The 16,817-nt window shown below is 34.3% G+C and carries 16 protein-coding genes; 9 read left to right on the top strand and 7 right to left on the bottom strand.

What is annotated here, in order from left to right:
* The first annotated feature begins 130 nt into the window (after positions 1-130).
* The 5 genes from ACODST_RS05225 (at position 131) to ACODST_RS05205 (ending at position 6,259) form a co-directional block, all read left to right on the top strand.
* Positions 131-2,833, top strand: coding sequence for an outer membrane beta-barrel protein (locus ACODST_RS05225; RefSeq protein WP_488931054.1), 2,703 nt, complete (start codon positions 131-133; stop codon positions 2,831-2,833).
* A gap of 95 nt (positions 2,834-2,928) precedes the next feature.
* Complete coding sequence (locus ACODST_RS05220; protein WP_488931053.1) at positions 2,929-3,543, top strand: hypothetical protein; 615 nt, start codon at positions 2,929-2,931, stop codon at positions 3,541-3,543.
* 4 nt (positions 3,544-3,547) lie between these two features.
* Entirely contained in the window at positions 3,548-3,838 is a 291-nt protein-coding gene (locus tag ACODST_RS05215) for a winged helix-turn-helix domain-containing protein (protein ID WP_008464519.1), read from the top strand.
* A 59-nt stretch (positions 3,839-3,897) separates the two neighbouring features.
* Entirely contained in the window at positions 3,898-5,286 is a 1,389-nt protein-coding gene (locus tag ACODST_RS05210) for a DUF4153 domain-containing protein (RefSeq protein WP_488931052.1), read from the top strand.
* A gap of 97 nt (positions 5,287-5,383) precedes the next feature.
* Entirely contained in the window at positions 5,384-6,259 is an 876-nt protein-coding gene (locus ACODST_RS05205; RefSeq protein WP_488931051.1) for a LamG domain-containing protein, read from the top strand.
* Between the two features lie 12 nt (positions 6,260-6,271).
* On the opposite strand, the gene rluF is transcribed toward ACODST_RS05205, so the two are convergent.
* The 3 genes from rluF to ACODST_RS05190 form a co-directional block, all read right to left on the bottom strand.
* On the bottom strand, positions 6,272-7,111 hold the full coding sequence (gene rluF / locus ACODST_RS05200; RefSeq protein ID WP_488931050.1) for a 23S rRNA pseudouridine(2604) synthase RluF: 840 nt from the start codon (positions 7,109-7,111) through the stop codon (positions 6,272-6,274).
* A gap of 115 nt (positions 7,112-7,226) precedes the next feature.
* Entirely contained in the window at positions 7,227-7,574 is a 348-nt protein-coding gene (locus ACODST_RS05195; RefSeq protein ID WP_488931049.1) for an antibiotic biosynthesis monooxygenase family protein, read from the bottom strand.
* A gap of 11 nt (positions 7,575-7,585) precedes the next feature.
* Positions 7,586-8,737: a cytochrome P450 gene (locus ACODST_RS05190; RefSeq protein ID WP_488931048.1), complete on the bottom strand. Its 1,152-nt coding sequence runs from the start codon at positions 8,735-8,737 to the stop codon at positions 7,586-7,588.
* 73 nt (positions 8,738-8,810) lie between these two features.
* Between ACODST_RS05190 and ACODST_RS05185 the strand changes: the two genes are divergently transcribed.
* Positions 8,811-9,491, top strand: coding sequence for an ArsR/SmtB family transcription factor (locus tag ACODST_RS05185; protein ID WP_488931047.1), 681 nt, complete (start codon positions 8,811-8,813; stop codon positions 9,489-9,491).
* A gap of 104 nt (positions 9,492-9,595) precedes the next feature.
* Here ACODST_RS05185 and ACODST_RS05180 read toward each other — a convergent pair whose 3' ends face one another.
* From ACODST_RS05180 to ACODST_RS05170, 3 genes are all read right to left on the bottom strand, one after another.
* Positions 9,596-10,468 carry an alpha/beta fold hydrolase gene (locus tag ACODST_RS05180; protein ID WP_488931046.1) on the bottom strand — a complete coding sequence of 291 codons (873 nt, stop codon included), beginning with the start codon at positions 10,466-10,468 and terminating at the stop codon, positions 9,596-9,598.
* Positions 10,469-10,656: 188 nt separating this feature from the next.
* The gene (locus ACODST_RS05175) at positions 10,657-11,436 is read right to left on the bottom strand and encodes a zinc ribbon domain-containing protein (protein WP_488931045.1); all 780 of its coding nucleotides are present in this window, start codon (positions 11,434-11,436) and stop codon (positions 10,657-10,659) included.
* Between the two features lie 3 nt (positions 11,437-11,439).
* Positions 11,440-12,534 (bottom strand): Nif3-like dinuclear metal center hexameric protein, encoded by a 1,095-nt coding sequence (locus tag ACODST_RS05170; protein ID WP_488931044.1) that lies wholly within the window; start codon positions 12,532-12,534, stop codon positions 11,440-11,442.
* A gap of 240 nt (positions 12,535-12,774) precedes the next feature.
* On the opposite strand from ACODST_RS05170, the gene ACODST_RS05165 reads away from it, so the two are divergent.
* The 3 genes from ACODST_RS05165 to lpxK are packed head-to-tail and all read left to right on the top strand — an operon-like array spanning position 12,775 to position 14,620.
* Positions 12,775-13,293 carry a KilA-N domain-containing protein gene (locus tag ACODST_RS05165; protein ID WP_488931043.1) on the top strand — a complete coding sequence of 173 codons (519 nt, stop codon included), beginning with the start codon at positions 12,775-12,777 and terminating at the stop codon, positions 13,291-13,293.
* The gene (locus ACODST_RS05160; RefSeq protein ID WP_488931042.1) at positions 13,218-13,598 is read left to right on the top strand and encodes a hypothetical protein; all 381 of its coding nucleotides are present in this window, start codon (positions 13,218-13,220) and stop codon (positions 13,596-13,598) included. Before ACODST_RS05165 ends, ACODST_RS05160 begins: the two co-directional genes overlap by 76 nt.
* Positions 13,598-14,620, top strand: coding sequence for a tetraacyldisaccharide 4'-kinase (gene lpxK / locus ACODST_RS05155; protein WP_488931041.1), 1,023 nt, complete (start codon positions 13,598-13,600; stop codon positions 14,618-14,620). Before ACODST_RS05160 ends, lpxK begins: the two co-directional genes overlap by 1 nt.
* A 9-nt stretch (positions 14,621-14,629) precedes the next feature.
* Here lpxK and ACODST_RS05150 read toward each other — a convergent pair whose 3' ends face one another.
* A complete protein-coding gene (locus ACODST_RS05150; protein WP_488931040.1) occupies positions 14,630-16,801 on the bottom strand; it encodes a tetratricopeptide repeat-containing hybrid sensor histidine kinase/response regulator in 2,172 nt (723 codons plus the stop codon).
* Positions 16,802-16,817 lie beyond the last annotated feature (16 nt).

Genomic DNA, 16,817 nt, shown 5'->3' with positions numbered 1-16,817 from the left:
AAAACAAACAATTTAAGCCTTTACAAGTATATCCGCTCCCATGATTAAAATCCTGCAGATCATTACATTCTTTTCTCATAATGTAGTTCTTTTAAATAACCTTTTCTCAATACAAAACAAGATAAAAACGATGGTTTTCTTTCTGTTTCTCTTGTATGGTCTTTCTTCCGCAGCTCAAAAAAATGCGGTAATCAGCGGTAAGATTGTTACTGAAAAAGATTCGCCTATAGAAGCCGCAACAATTTATTTGATGCATTCTAAAGATTCCTCGGTAGAAGCCTATACGATTTCGGATAAAGATGGTCTCTTTAAATTAGAAACCAAATCAGGATTTCAAAACAACATTTTAAAAATTTCGGCAGAAGGTTATCTGGAATTTTCAGATACCATAGAAAAACTCACTCACAATATAGATTTAGGAGTTGTCAGACTTATAAAATATGATGTTGAATTGGATGAAGTTATTATAAAAAACGAAGCTCCTATCCGAATAAAAAAAGATACTATAGAATTTAATGCTTCTTCATTTAAATTACGTCCAGATGCCAATGTAGAAGCTTTATTAAAAGAATTACCGGGAGTGAGTATTGATGCAGACAAAAAAATAACAGTCAATGGAAAAAAGGTAAGCCAGATATTAGTTAACGGAAAACCCTTTTTTGATGCAGATGGAAAAATAGCAATTCAAAACCTTCCGGCTGAGCTAATAAAAAAAGTACAGGTTTCAGATACTAAAACAAAAGAACAGGAATTTACTAAACAAGCTTCGACATCAGAAAATGTTTCAATCAATTTAACCATCGATAAAGAAAAAAATAAAGGCTTTTTTGGCAAACTTTTAGGAGGTTACGGGAGCTCAGAAAGATATGAAAGCAGTGCTTTCCTGAGTTATTTTAAAGATAAAAAGCGTATCAGTTTTCTGGCTTCTTCTAATAATATTAATGCATCTGGTTTTTCTATGAACGAGGTTTTTGATACTATGGGAGGCGGAAGAAACGATGGTTTTGGGGCTGCTTCCGGAGGCAGAGGCGGAATAACAAAATCGAATTTAATTGGGTTAAGTTATTCTGATGAATGGTTTAAAGGAGAAAGCACAGATTTGAATTATAATTTTAATAATTCTAATACAGACAACATAAATAGAACGTCAGAACTTACTTTGTTACCAACGGGTTCTTTGTTGTCAAAATCGACTTCAAAAAGCGATCAGGATTCTAATAGACATAATGTAAATTTAAATTTTGAGTATAAAATTTCCCCTTCGATAAAAGTTTTTTTTGCACCTGCCATTGAAACAGGAAAAGCTGTATCAGCAAATACTTCCGATAGAAAAACCTGGGATGAGAATAACCAGTTAATCAACTCCAGTAATTCTTTTAATATAAGTGAAAATAGTAGTACGAATTTCAGAAATAATCTTCGATTTTTTTTAAATGCTAAGAAAGAAGGTCGATACTTTACCGCTTCTTTTGAAAACGAGAATTCGCGAAACGATTTAGACACAAGGGTAAATTCATCGACGGTTTTTACAGAGGGAACAAGCCCTGACGATTTGCGTAATCAAAATGTTACTCAAAAAAATAACAGAGATAAGTATACAGGAACTCTTCAGTATTTTGAGCCGCTAACTAATTTGTCAAGACTGAATTTTTCGGTAATCACAAATTATGAAAAAACCAGCGATGATAAAAAGACATTCGACCGTAATGGTCAGGATATGGATTACGATGTTTTTAATGAATCACTAAGTAATTATAATTCTTTTAATAGTTTTGGAGTGAATCCTAAAATAGGTTTTAGTACAAGTATAAAGAAACTTGATTTATCGGCATCTACAGGAACTTCTGTTATCAGGAATGAAAATCATGCATTTTATTTAAAGGAAACAACAGATCTGAATAAAAACTATTTTATTCCAAACGGAACAATTAGTGCAAATTACAGCATTTCACAATCTCAGAATCTATTAATGATGTACGAGCGTAAATTTACAATTCCAAGAGGTAATCAGGTTTTGGCAGTTGCTAATTTGGATAATCCTTTAGCTGTTGTAACGGGAAATCCGAATTTAAAACCTTCTACTTTTCATTTTTTGCAGACAGGTTTTTCAAGTTATGATTTTCAATCGGATTCGAGTTATTTCATTCATTTTAGTACTACATATTTTGATAGTCAGATTGTGGGAGTCTCAGCCTATAACAGTTCTGGAAAACAGATCTCAACCTTTGATAATGTAGAAGGCACCTACGATATGTTAGTAGCAGGAGAATGGAACAAAAAAATAAAGAAAGAGGTAAATACTTTTGCGCTGCGGTTTTCTATGTATACCAATTATAATTTGAATAAAGGTTTTACAAATAATCAGTTGTATGAGGCAAAAGCATTCAGGCTGAATCCCGGTTTTGGATTTACGTATGAATATGGTGAATTATTAAGCATCCAGCCGTATTATAATTTTACATACAATGACATTCGATATAATAATACTTCTTTAAGTTCAACTTCAAATACAACTCATAATTTTAATATCCAAATGACAAGCTTCTGGCCTAAGAACTGGGTTTTTGGCAACGATTTTGGTTACAACTACAATTCGAATATTTCGGGACCATATAAAAAAGATTTTTATTTGTGGAACACTAGTTTATCTTACCAATTTGCGAAACAATTTACATTTAAAGTAAAAGTTTATGATTTGCTGAATCAAAATCAGAGCGCTTCCAGAATGATTACTTCAACAGCTGTTATTGATTCAGAAACCAATGTTTTAAAGCGTTATGTAATGTTCACTTTATTGTATAAATTTAAAAATTTTGAAACCAACAAAGAATAGTTTTTAATTCTAAGGCTGCTTTTTTGAAAAAAATGTTCTTTTTTAATTGTCGTTTCAAAATAAATAATAACTTTGTAACGCAAAGTACTTTAATTATGAATCAAAAGCACCAAGAAGATTTAGCGCATATTCGTTCCATGATGGAACGTTCTTCCAGATTTATATCATTAAGCGGGCTTTCAGGAGTTTTCGCAGGTCTTTCGGCTTTAATTGGCGGAATCTATGTGTACCAGCTTTTTAAAGCCAATGGAATGGATTATCTAAGTGACGAACATAGATTATATTCAGCTGATTTAGTGTCAGAACTTTTCTGGATCGGAATCATAATTATGGTGTTTGCACTTACTTTCGGGATCTTTTTTACTATTAGAAAAAGCCGAAAATACAATTTACCTATCTGGACTTCAGCAACCAAAAATATGCTGTTTAATCTGGCAGTTCCGCTTCTGGCGGGAGGTATATTTTGTCTCGCTTTACTATATCATGGATATTTTGGTTTAGTGGCACCTTCAACTTTAATATTCTACGGACTTGCTGTTATCAATGCTGAAAAATATACTTTTTCGGATGTAAAATATTTGGGCTTTTCTGAATTGATTTTAGGACTTATTGCGCTGTTCTATATCGGATATGGTTTAATTTTCTGGATTTTGGGATTTGGAATTTTACATATTTTGTATGGTTTAGTGATGTTCAAAAAATACAAATAATTGAATGGGAATTATTGACAAACTAAATAAAGATTTCGAAAGCCGTGTCAGACTGGGCATTATGTCCGTTCTGATGGTTAATGACTGGGTAGATTTTACCGAGATGAAAACCCTTTTGAATATTACCGACGGGAATTTGGCGAGTCATTCTTCCGCTCTGGAAAAATCTGAATACATTGAGATTAAAAAGGAATTTGTGGGCAAAAAGCCTAAAACATCTTATCAGGTAACACCGCTTGGCCGCGCGGCGTTTAAAGAACACCTTTCTTACCTCGAAAAATTAATGAAATCTTAGAAACTAAAATTTTTTACCCAAAAACTTTGAATTACAAAGTACTTTTAAAAATTAAAATTATGAAAAAACATCAAATTATTTTAGCCTGTACAGCAGTTTTTGCACTGCTTTTTTACAATCAGGGACCTGGAATCAATATCTCTATTTTTGGAGTGGTGCTGACGTTGTTAGTTAGTTATTTCTTTCAGGAAAAACTAGTTGACAGATCACATTTGGTCTTGGTTATGACTTCTATTCTGTCTTGTTTTGCCTTTGCGTGGTATGGAGATGCCGCATCGTTTTTCGCTTTGGCATTATCAATTTTGTTTTTACAGTTTAAAACACAGGATGGAGAACTCAAAATCATACAAATTTTTCCCTTGATATTCTTAAACGGAATAACAACTTTGGGACGCGTTTTTATTTTTAACCAGTGGCTTCCCGAACGAAAAATTCACAATGATTTTGCCAGGAAACTGGTCGCATTTGTGGTGATTCCGTTTGTATTTTTAGGCTTGTTCTTTGTTGTATACTCTTTCGGGAGCGATCATTTTTCGGCATTGTTTACGGATTATACTTTAGATATTGATCTTTTCCAGCTGATCCTCATCAGTATTCTTGGATTTTATATTTCTTTCAGTTTCTGGAATTACTGGGTTCCGGATGCCTGTTATGAATTTAATCCCAGACTGAATAATGAATTCAATACCGTCTCAGAAGTGAAAAATCAGAGCACATTTTCATTTCTTGACCTGGACTTTGAGAGAAAAAGCGGTGAAATTACCTTGTTTTTGTTAAACATTATGCTTTTGGTATTTATTGGAACTTACAACTATGAGCAGTTTTTTGAGGCTGTCGATAAAACAAATTTAAGTGTTGATATACACGAAAGGGTAAATGCGGTAATTTTTTCCATTTTAATGGCAGTCGGAGTAATACTGTTTTATTTTAAAGGCGGATTTAACTTTGATGAAAAAGCAAAAACTTTAAAAAATCTGGCTAAAATCTGGCTTGCGTTAAATGTTGTTTTAATTGTAAGTGCCCTGATTAAGAATACAGAATATGTTTCTTTTTACGGCCTGACCTATAAACGATTAGGTGTATATGCTTTTTTAGTGCTGGCTGTTATCGGACTGTTGTATTCTTTCTTGAAAATTGTAAAGCAAAAAACAAATGCTTACCTGATAAATCAGATGGTTTGGTATTTTTATGGCACCCTCATTTTATGCAGTTTTGTGAATTGGGGAAATCTCATTACAACCTATAATATTTCAGTAAACAAAGGCGTGGAACCCGTTTTTTTGAGCGGACTTAACTTTAATGATGATGCCCGTCGGGACTATTTTCTGAAAAACAACTTAAACGGTAAAAAGGCTGAAATAATAAGAGAGGAATTGATTTTAAACTACCAAAATGCGGGATTTCTGTCTAAAGCCTTGTATTATGATTTTCTGGAAACTAAAAATTAACATATAATTACAGTTTTCCTGCCTATAGCTTAATATATTTGCAGGGTAAATAGTACAAATGGTAATCATGCGCTGTTTTTGGATAATCTTATTTTTTTTGAACTGGACATTATCTCAGTCACAAAATACAGGGAATAGTCAATTTGAGAAGGACCTGCTTTTGTATCTGCCTTTAAATGGAAATATACAGGACCAAAGCCCTTTAAAGAATACTTCTTTTTCGGCTGGTATTAAGCCGGAGAAGGACAAGAACGAAAATCTTAACGGAGCATTTTCGTTTGGAAGTCACGGTTATATTGGTATAGAAAATGTTTCAAATTTCAACGGCTTACCTTCTTTCAGTATTACAAGCTGGATCTATTTAGAGAAATATACCGAACATAATACGATCATATCGAAAGTAAATCCCGGAAGAGATTTTAATCTGCAGGTTCAGGAGGACGGGACGCTTAATTTTCATACCTATAAAAATGGCTATCTCCACTTTAATTCCCAGAATAAAATTCCGCTGCAGGAATGGGTATTTGTTGCTTTTGTATATACCGGGAAGTCATTTGTAATGTACATAAACAGTGAACCTGAAAAATTTTCAATCCGTTTTGAAGGAACACTTATTCCTATGGAACAGCTTAAATTTAATTTTTCATGGACAGGTAACAAGTTGACAATTGGTAATTTGGATGCTTATGCTGCCGAAAATTTTAATGGAAAACTCGATGATGTCAGAGTCTATAAAAGAATGCTGTCTTTTAGCGAAATCAAAAGGATGTATGTTGCAAAAAACAGTGAACAGGGTGTCGTTTATCCTTTAGAAATTGTTAATGATATACCACAATATAAACAGGTTATTGAGGATCATAATGATAATAATACTAAAATTGGAGTTCCTATAAATGAGGATTCTAAAACTAAAGTTCCTTTGTTGGGGCCGCCACAAGTTGACCCTCCTTTGCAAGAAAAAAAAACAGACTAAAAAAGAGGAGGACTATTGTCCTCCTCTTTTTTTAAATCTTGGATCATTTTTAGAGATATAAGCAGTCCTTCTTTTATTTGAGTTTCCATTTGGATTCCTGTCAGGAGTCTCAGTTTTTGGAAGACTGGCTTCTTCTGTTTTACTGGAAGGCTCAATCAGTTTATTTAGTTCTTTTATTTCAGTATCAGTCAGATCGCGGTAACGCCCCACCGGAACATCCAGGGAAATATTAATAATCCGGATACGTTTAAGTGCAGTTACTTCATAACCCAGATATTCAGACATTCTTCGAATCTGACGGTTTAATCCCTGAGTCAGGATAATCTTAAAAGTATATTTGCTGATTTGTTCTACTTTACATTTTTTGGTAACAGTATCCAGAATAGGAACACCATTTCCCATACGCTGAATAAAACGTTCTGTTATAGGCTTATTGACCGTAACCGTATATTCTTTTTCGTGATTGTTTCGGGCACGCAGAATCTTATTTACAATATCGCCATCGTTAGTCATAAAAATTAAACCTTCACTAGCTTTGTCAAGCCTTCCGATAGGAAAAATCCTTTTAGGATAATTGATATAATCTACGATATTGTTTTTTACGTCAAGATTAGTAGTACATTCAATTCCAACAGGTTTGTTGAAAGCCAGATAAATCATTTTTTCGTGTTTTTCCACGATTAATTTTCCGTCAACACGTACTTCATCATCTGGCGAAACTTTAGTTCCCATTTCCGGTACAATGCCATTTATTGTAACACGGCCTTCTTCAATTAACTTATCAGCTTCACGGCGGGAACAAAAGCCCGTTTCACTAATAAATTTATTAAGACGTTTAAGATTTTCTTCCATACTGCAAAAGTAGGCAAAAAAATGATTTTACTTTCGATAGCTGTCAGGATAGATTTTATATTTTATATTTTGAAGACAACTTAGAATCTCAGCAGCTTAGGGTTTCAGTATCTTTTTATGATTCATGAAAAACGGAACTGTCTTCAGGGGTTTCCTTTCGGTCAAACATACCATAGTCACGAACAACGGCGGCGATTCTTAAATGATAATCTTTGAAAATTTCATTTCTTCCTTTTGCCTGTGCAAGGCGATGCATTTCAAGATTTCTCCATTGCCGGATGCTTTCTTCATCTTTCCAGAACGATAAAGACAAAATTTTTCCAGGATCGGCTAAACTCTGAAATCGCTCTATAGAAATGAAACCTTCAATATGGCTCAATTCGGATTTTAAATCCGACGCAATATTCAGATATTCCTCTTTTTTTCCTTCGTTCGGAATTACTTCAAAAATTACAGCTGTCATAATTATTTTTTTTAGTATAATGAAATCCAGATGTTTTTAGGCAGTCTGGCGTTAATTACAGGTTCGTACTCAATGTTGTTTTCTAAAAGTTTTATGCTTTTATATTGATTAAATAAAAACCATAAAGCTTCTGTCGCTAAATGAATCGAAAAATGTTTGGCAGGGCACATATGACCGCCGGTTCCAAAAGTCAGATTTTCATCAGTATTGATTCTGTTGATGTCAAAACCGGATTCATTTTCGAATTTTTCAGGATCACGGTTTGCAGCTGCAAGTATAACCAATATCGAATCATTTTTTTTAATAAGGCTTTCGCCGATAAGAATATCTTCTGCAGCAATTCGCCTTGTGTTATGAATTGGAGGATCAAATCGTAAAGTTTCTGCGACTGATTTTTGGATTTCTGTTTTGGCTGAAAAAGTTTGATGATTCAGAATCTGCAATAAGGAATTACTTAATATTCCTCTTCCCGCATCAAAACTCTGAATAAACAATCCTATTAAATTGCTGACATAGATGGTTTTTATTTCCTCTGAAGTAAGTGTTTTTAATTCAGATGTTTTCTCAAAAAGCGCCGGAAAGAAGTGTAAAGATAAAAGCTGTTTTTCTGTGAGGGCAAATATTTCTTCTGCAAATTGATTTATGAAACGGGTTTGTTCCGCTGTTTTCTTCGGAAGCATTATTTTGACAAAAGGTTCTATTTTTTCTAAAATGAAATCACAGTCAGTTTCTGTAAAACCAAAACTCTGCAGTACAATTAATACAGGAAGTTTTTTGCAAACGGTGTTTACCCAGTCGATTTTATTTTCAGCTGCAGTATCTTTTATCAAATGGTAAACCACCTGGTCAATTTGAACTGATTTCATATTGGAGAATAACAGCATTGCGATTTCTTTCGAAATTTCATGCTGAAGCCCATTCGATAACCGGGTTAAACTGGTTAGGATATTCAGAGCGTGTTTGTTGAGTTTTTGTTCGTTATCCGGGTTTATTTCCGGAATCTCAGCTTTGGGATTTTTTAGAATTGAAACACAGTCTTTGTAAGAATAGATTGCCCATATTCTATTGTTTTCATCCCAAAAGACGGAATTGTTTTGTAACATGTTTTTGTAGATCAGATAAGGATCGCTGACATCAGATTGAAGGAATAAAGTCGGGGTCATATAAATGTTTTTAGCAAAGTTGTTTAACTTTACAGAGCAATACTTCAGTCTGCACTTAACTATGAATTTTGAAATGGAAGATCAATTTATAAAAACAGCATCTTTAATTGGCGACCCAACCCGCGCCTCAATTTTATGGACTTTGCTTGACGGAAGAGCTTTTACAGCTACAGAATTGGCTGTTTCTGCCAATACTTCAGCGCAAAATATAAGTATGCATTTGGGAAAACTACTGGATGCCGATTTGCTTTGTGTAGAAAAACAAGGGCGTCATAAATATTATAGATTTTCAAATAAAGAAGTCGCTTATGCACTTGAGGCAATGGCAAACTTGGTTCCGAACCCGGAAGCTGCTGTAAAAAATAAAACAGATCATTATTCTCCAATAAAATTCTGTAGAACCTGTTATGATCATTTAGCCGGAAAAATTGGTGTTGCCTTAACAGATAGTTTGCTGGAACAAAAAATAATTGTTCAAAAAAGTAATGTTTTTGAAATTTCCAAAGAAGGAGAGAAATGGTTTTCTGGTTTTGGAATTGATCTGACAGAAGCTCAGAAACAAAAAAGAATATTTTTAAAACCCTGTCTGGACTGGAGTGAACGAAGAAACCATATTGCCGGTTCGATAGGTGCATTATTATTAAATAAAATGATAACCGAAGACTGGCTCAGAAGAAATAAAGACTCACGGGCCATAACCATTACAGGAAAAGGAGAAAAGGAGTTGTTTAAGTATTTTAAAATTGTAGTTTAGATAAATTAGAACTTTAGATCTGGAGCTGTTATCTCAAAGATTGTCATTCCCGGGAAAAAAGAATGACAATAGCAGGATTATTTATTTAAAAATCGGGGGAAAATTCATGGGTTCAAAACCTCAGAACTTCCGGAAAAAAGGAACTCAATTACTTTGTCATACAATTCATCATCGTGCATGCCGTGACCTAATCCGGTAGTCTCAATAAACTGACTGTTTTTCCACTTGCTGGCAATTTTTTTTCCTTCGGCAAAAGCTACAATTTTATCCGAAGTATCATGGGCTATAAATCCCGGAATAGCAAAATCAGCTGCAAATTTTTGTCCTGAAAAATCTTCTAATTTGAAATTGAAACGATTTATAAATTTATTTTCCAAAAGAGACAGCATTCTGCTGTTTAGGCTCAACATGGAGATATAATTGTCAATAAGAGTTTTCAGATCGGAAGGAGCACCAAGAATTACCATTTTTGCAATACTGGTATTTGGAAATAAATACTGATGATAAACGCAGGCAGCACCGCCAATAGAATGTCCGATAATAATTTCAGGCTGATATTTTTCGACCGCTTTATTAATAAATTCAGCATAAAGCGGCACATTAAATTCTTTTCCGCTGCTTTGTCCGTGAGCAGGTGCATCAAGGGCGATTATCGTACTTCCTGATTTTTGCAGATGCGGGAGGTTTTTTTTCCATCGTGAGGAGTTGCTTTCCCAGCCATGAACCAAAAGGATTTTAGTCTCGTTTCCTTTCCAGATGTAGGTTTGAAAATGATGTTCGTTATGGTGAAACGTTTCTGTTTCTGTGTTTCTTAGGGTTTTTGGGAGTTTTTCTTTTTTTAACCGACCCACTCTTGGCTGGCTAAAAAGTGCATAAGAAAGTTCCATAGCTTTTTGAGGACGAACATAACTTAGAAAGTTAATATAAGAGCCAACTGATTTCAGTGTGATAAAACGAATTCCTTTTTTAATTCCCAAAACAAATAGTTTAATGATAACAATAATATTCGAAAGCCAATTTTAAAAAGATTTGCCACGAATTACACAAATTTAGCACGAATTTTTATTTCATTTAAAAACAAACTAAAAATTAGCGAAAATTAGTGTAATTCGCGGCAGAAAATATTTTGGCAAAAAAAAAGTCCCGATTGAATCGGGACTAGTATTTAGAATTTTGAGAACAATTGTTCCATTTTTTCTTTTTCTTCTTCTGCTAATGCAGTATCAACTAAAATTCTTCCAGAGTGCTCATCAGTGATGATTTTCTTTCTTGAAGCGATTTCTACCTGTGTCTGAGGCGGAATCGTGAAGAAAGATCCGGCAGAAGCTCCTCTTTCGATAGAAACTACCGCTAATCCGTTACGAACACTGCTTCTGATTCTGTTGTAAGCAGCCAGTAAACGGTCTTCGATTTGAGCAGAAAATTCAGCAGATTTCTCAGATAAGAAGATTTCTTCCTTTTGAGTTTCGGCCATAATTGCATCCAGTTCAGACTTTTTATGTTTTAAGTGAGAACTTTTGGCATCTAGTTTTTCTTTTAGGTTAGAAATAACTTCTTTTTTGTGCTCAATAGAAGCTTTCATTTCTTTGATCTGCTTCTCTGCCAGTTGGATTTCTAATTCCTGAAACTCAACTTCTTTGGTTAAAGAGTTAAATTCTCTGTTATTACGAACTGATTCTTGTTGTTTAGTGTATTTTTTGATCACCTCCTTGTGCTCCTCAATAGCAATTTTCTTTGCTTTGATTTGCTCCTCAATCACCTCAAGTTCACCTTTCAGTTTTTCTGAACGAGTGCTTAAACCTGCAACTTCATCTTCTAAATCTTCCACTTCTAAAGGAAGTTCTCCTCTAACGTTTCTGATTTCGTCAATTCTGGAGTCAATAAGCTGTAAATCGTATATTGCTCTTAACTTGTCCTCAACACTTAATTCTTTCGTATTCGTCATATTCTATAAGTACTTAACTGGATTTGTATTTTCTTCCGATAAAATGATCGCAAAATTAAGAATTTTTTTTCGAAGATAATCAACAATATAGTTTTTTGTATAGCGTTCGCTTTCAAAATGACCAATATCGGCCAAAAGCAGCTTGTTTTCGGCTTCATAGAACTGATGGTACTTTAAATCAGCGGTTAAAAAAGCATCGGCTCCTGCCTGAATAGCATTCTTAATAGCGAAACTTCCGGAACCTCCCAAAACAGCAACTTTTTTTACTTTATTTCCGGTAAAGGCCGAGTGACGGATACCTCTTGCAATCATATGGTCCTGCACATACAGAAGAAATTCTTTCTCTTCCATTTCTTTTTCGAGTTCCCCAATCATTCCCAGGCCAATATTCTGAGGTGTATTTTGTAAATCATAGATTTCATAAGCCACTTCTTCGTATATGTGATGGGTTAAGAGCGCTTTTAGGATTCGGGACTGCAAATGCTTTTCAAAAATAACCTCAATTTTTATTTCGGTTCCGGTATGCAGTTTTCCTTTTTCGCCAATAACCGGATTGCTTTTTTCATTTCCTTTAAAGGTGAAAAAGCCTTCAGAATTGAAACTGCAGTTGTCATAATTTCCAATAGTTCCGGCTCCGGCTTCAAACATGGCATTTCGTACTTTTTCTGCATTATCGGGAACGGTGTAAGTAATTAATTTTTGAAGATACTGTTGTTTCGGGATTAGAATTCGGGTATTTATTAAACCTAATGCATTACTGAAAATTTTATTTACCCCCTGCGAATGATTGTCTAAAGCAGTGTGAACAGCATAGATCGCAATGTCATTTTTAATCGCTTTTAAAATAGCACGTTCCACATAATTTTTACCCGTAATTTTCTTGATGCCTGAAAATAATATCGGGTGGAAACAGACTACCAGATTGCATTTTTTAGATTTTGCTTCCTCTATTACATTCTCCAGAGCATCATGACAAACTAAAACTCCGGAACATTTTGTTTCCGGATTCCCTACTAAAAGGCCAACATTGTCAAAATCTTCTGCATAGGCCGGCGGGGCCATTTCTTCCAGTACGGTGATGATGTCTTTGATTTTCATTTTTTTTGAATTTTGTTTCAGGTTTTTTTGTTTCAGGTTTTTAACATACTGTGAAATTGGAAACCTGAAAAACAAATTAACGAAAAAAATTATACTTTCGTAAAGTGAAGCTGCTTTGAAAATAAATCTTCATTTTATGATTTAGCTTAAAATCAAAAATATTTTATTTTTTTTTCTTACATTTTAATACGGTTAAGGACTTGATTGAAATGAGAGAGGAGCGGGCTGAAATTTAATAGTATGGCAAAGAACAGGAAGATAAATGTTCAGGGAATAGATGTTGTTGTTTTTGAAGATAATAAAGAAGACTTTATGTCACTTACTGATATTGCCAGACATCGTGATAAGGAACGTAGTGATTATATCTTACAAAACTGGATGAGAAATCGCAGTACAATTGAATTTATTGGTTTGTGGGAAAAATTCAATAATCCGGATTTTAATTCCATCGAATTCGATGGAATTAAAAATATGGCTGGTTCCAATAGTTTTTCTTTGACTCCCAAAAGATGGATTGAAAGTACAAATGCTGTTGGGATTGTTTCAAAAACCGGACGGTATGGAGGAACCTTTGCTCATAAAGATATTGCTTTTGAGTTTGCAGCCTGGTTAAGTGCCGAGTTTAAATTTTATTTGATAAAAGAATTTCAAAGATTAAAGGAAGAGAAAGCAGCAGTAAAAAATTGGAATGGAACCTGCAGCGAACGATCTCAAAAATTAATTATTCGATACATACGGATGCTATCAAAGAAAAATTAATTCCTGTAAGCATTAATGTAAAACAGAAAAACTTTATTTATGCAGATGAGGCTGATTTATTGAATGTAGCTTTATTTGGTAAAACAGCAAAAGAGTGGCGGGATGAAAATCCGGAAGAGAAAGGAAATATCAGAGATATGGCCTCAATTGAACAATTGGTGGTATTGTCTAATCTTGAAAGCATAAATGCTATGTTAATACAACAGGGAATAATACAGAACAAAAGATTGTTAAAACTGAACGAAATTGCTATCAGCCAAATGAAATCATTAATTAAGTTAAATGTTCTGAATAAAATAAAATAATGAATCTACTTCGAAAACTACTTTTTCCTTTTGCTATTTTATACGGAATTGTGACCAGTATCCGTAATTTTCTTTTTGATAAAGGAATTTTAAAATCAGCCTCTTTTGCTGTTCCGGTTATTGCGGTTGGAAATTTAAGTGTGGGCGGAACCGGAAAAACACCTCAGATTGAATATTTAATCCGTTTATTATCTGGTAAATATAAGGTGGCTGCCCTGAGCCGCGGTTATAAGAGAAAATCAGAAGGTTTTGTTTTGGCCGATGAGAATTCTAATGCTGAGATTCTGGGAGATGAACCTTTTCAGTTTTATCAAAAGTTTCCAGATGTTCAGGTGGCTGTTGATGCTGATCGTACCAATGGAATCACACAATTGCTCTCACAGCCCGAAAAACCTCAGGTCATTTTATTGGATGATGCGTTTCAGCACCGAAAAGTAAAAGCAGGGTTTTACATTCTGCTTACAGCATTTGGCGATTTGTATGCGGATGATTTTATGCTGCCAGCAGGTAATTTAAGAGAAAGCAGAAGCGGTGCAAAACGGGCTAATATAGTAGTGGTTACCAAATGTCCTAAAAATCTTTCCGAGACGGAACAGGCAGAAATTCGTCTGAAATTGAAATTAAACTGTTTCCAGCAGCTCTTTTTTTCTTTTATCGATTACGATACTACAGTATATGCCAAAGAGGAAAAAATAGCAGTTGGGGAACTGAAGTCAGAATCAAAAGTGCTTTTGGCCGGAATCGCGAAACCCAAACCTTTTTTTGATCATTTAAAAAGTGAAAACGACGAATGCCTGACCTTTCCGGACCATCATCATTTCTCGGATGCGGATTTAGAATCTGTTCAGAATACAGCCAAAGAAAGAAAAATAATTACAACCGAAAAGGATTATGTTCGTTTAAAAGATTCTAAACTGGTCTCTCAGTTGTATTACCTGCCTATAAAAAGCACTTTTATAAACCACAGGCAGAATTTTGACACCTCTGTCTTAGAGTATGTTAAGATGCATACAGGAACTTAAACAGAGAGGTTAACCAAAGAATTTTGCAATTGTGCTGTAAAATTCATCGGGAACAAAAGGTTTTGTGATTACATCATTCATTCCAAAGGCTAAAAGCATGTCTCTGTTTTCGTCAAGAGAAATGGCAGTCAGTGCAATAATCGGGGTTGTTTTGTCAAACTCCCTGATCTGCTGTGTAGCAGTGGTTCCGTTTATTCCCGGTAAATGAACATCCATTAAAACCAGATCAAAGTGTTTTACTTTTAAAAGTTCAACGGCATCTTCACCATTATCGACAATTTCGCAGGAAATAGCTTTGTTTTCAAGCATTTTGCGTGTAATCATCTGGTTGATTTTGTTGTCCTCAATAAGTAAAATAGATTTGTTTTCTAATTGTTTATCGTTATACGCTTTTTCTCCTGTAACTGCTTCCAACGGTTCGGTATTAATTTTAAAATTTAATTTGAAAGTAAAAGTTGATCCTTTGCCTACTTCACTTTTTAGTTTGATTTCGCTTCCCAGTAGTTCAATTAATTTTTTAACAATGGTAAGTCCTAATCCGGTTCCTCCGTATTTTCGGTTTACTTCTATGGAACCCTGTGAGAAACTTTCGAAAACGGTCTGCAGCTTGTCCTCAGGAATACCAATTCCGGTATCTACAATTTCAAAATAAACAGTTACGGTTTCATCTTCTTGCTCAAGCAGTTTTGCAATTACATTTACATGTCCGTTTTGTGTAAATTTTAAAGCGTTGTTGATCAGGTTTAATATGATCTGGGATAATTTTGTAGGGTCGCCAATTAAATGGTCAGGTATAGTTTTGTCTATCTCAAGATTAAAATAATTTTTGTTGGCTGCAGCCAGCTCTTTTAGGGAGCTTTGAATATTAATAAGCAGTTCTTTCAGGTTAAAACTAATGTTTTCAACTTCAACTTTTGTAGAATCAATTTTATTAATTTCAAGGATTTCGTTGATAAAAGTGGTCAGGTAATTGCCTGAGAATTTTAAGGACTCAAGGTACTTTAGCTGTGCTTTTTTGGGGCTGTCTTCCAGTAGTAAATGAGTAATTCCGTTAATGGCGTTTAAGGGTGTCCTGAGCTCATGACTTACGGTTGATAAAAATTCGGACCTTGCTTTTGAGGCTTTCTCCGCTTTGTTTTTAGCCTGCATTAATTCTCTGTTTTTCTCTCTTAAAAGCAAATTATTCTGATTTCGGATAATATTGTTTTTATATAAAGCAAGACTTAGAAGAGATAAAATAGAAATAAGGGCAATGGCCAGAATGCTTACCAGTTTAGAATAGCGGTAAGTTTTGAGCTGTATTTTTTCTTCACTTTCCCGTTTAAGAGTATTGTTTAGTTCCTGATTTTTTTTGAATTTTTGAAACTCGTTAAAATCAATTTTGGTGTTTTTCAGCTTTAAAATATAATTCTCTAACTGATAATGTTCGTCTAAATAAGAATAGGCGAGATCAAAATTTCGGTTTTGTTTGTAATACTGGCTTATAGCGAAGGTTATTCTTGATTTTTGAGGCAGGTCGCTCGTCTTGTCATTATATTCTAAAGCTTTGTCGAAATAAAATACAGCCGAATCATTTCGTTTAAGCCGGGACTCAATAAGTCCCAGTTGGTAATACGCGTCGCTTTTGGTTTTGTAAATCTTTTGAATGTCCGGTTTTCTAGTTATATTTTGAAGAATCAGGGCAGCTGAAAGCAGATTTTTACTGGCCTTAAATGCCATTGCTTTTTGGTATTCTAAAATTTCAGAACTGTCTGTAATATGAAGTTGTTTTAAAAGTTTTTGTGCTTTGGCATAATAAAGGTCAGCTGTTTTATAATTTCCTTTAGCAGTATTGGCGGCGCCGGTATAATGCAGAGCCAGAACTTTGGTGCAGGTGGGTTTAGTATCGTCAAATGAAGCGGCACTTTTGTAAAAGTCCTCCAGAGCTTCATCGTATCTGCCCAGGCCGTAGTGAATTTTGCCAAGTTTAAAAATCTGATTGGCTAAATCTTCGGAGCGGTTATTGTTATGGCAGAAATCAATTGACTTTTTAGTGTAAAAGATCGCTTTATTATATTCTTTACTGCTTAATTTTTTATTGGACAGTTTATTGTAATAGGAAACACTATCTGTATTCTGTTTGGTTTGAGAATACAAAAATGGATTAAAAAAACAAACAACAATTATTAGACAGTACTTCATGTATGGCAGTGCTTTT

Source organism: Flavobacterium sp. FG19, assembly GCF_057809475.1.
The sequence above is the reverse complement of the archived record's forward strand: the minus strand, read 5'-3'. Positions and strand labels throughout refer to the sequence as shown.

Coding starts and splice junctions, on each gene's coding strand:
- ACODST_RS05190 (WP_488931048.1), bottom strand. CDS start 8,737: ATGACCCCGACTTTATTCCTTCAATCTGATGTCAGCGATCCTTATCTG.
- ACODST_RS05170 (WP_488931044.1), bottom strand. CDS start 12,534: ATGAAAATCAAAGACATCATCACCGTACTGGAAGAAATGGCCCCGCCG.
- ACODST_RS05210 (WP_488931052.1), top strand. CDS start 3,898: ATGAAAAAACATCAAATTATTTTAGCCTGTACAGCAGTTTTTGCACTG.
- ACODST_RS05165 (WP_488931043.1), top strand. CDS start 12,775: ATGGCAAAGAACAGGAAGATAAATGTTCAGGGAATAGATGTTGTTGTT.
- rluF (WP_488931050.1), bottom strand. CDS start 7,111: ATGGAAGAAAATCTTAAACGTCTTAATAAATTTATTAGTGAAACGGGC.
- ACODST_RS05195 (WP_488931049.1), bottom strand. CDS start 7,574: ATGACAGCTGTAATTTTTGAAGTAATTCCGAACGAAGGAAAAAAAGAG.
- ACODST_RS05225 (WP_488931054.1), top strand. CDS start 131: ATGGTTTTCTTTCTGTTTCTCTTGTATGGTCTTTCTTCCGCAGCTCAA.
- ACODST_RS05175 (WP_488931045.1), bottom strand. CDS start 11,436: ATGACGAATACGAAAGAATTAAGTGTTGAGGACAAGTTAAGAGCAATA.
- lpxK (WP_488931041.1), top strand. CDS start 13,598: ATGAATCTACTTCGAAAACTACTTTTTCCTTTTGCTATTTTATACGGA.
- ACODST_RS05215 (WP_008464519.1), top strand. CDS start 3,548: ATGGGAATTATTGACAAACTAAATAAAGATTTCGAAAGCCGTGTCAGA.
- ACODST_RS05150 (WP_488931040.1), bottom strand. CDS start 16,801: ATGAAGTACTGTCTAATAATTGTTGTTTGTTTTTTTAATCCATTTTTG.
- ACODST_RS05185 (WP_488931047.1), top strand. CDS start 8,811: ATGGAAGATCAATTTATAAAAACAGCATCTTTAATTGGCGACCCAACC.
- ACODST_RS05220 (WP_488931053.1), top strand. CDS start 2,929: ATGAATCAAAAGCACCAAGAAGATTTAGCGCATATTCGTTCCATGATG.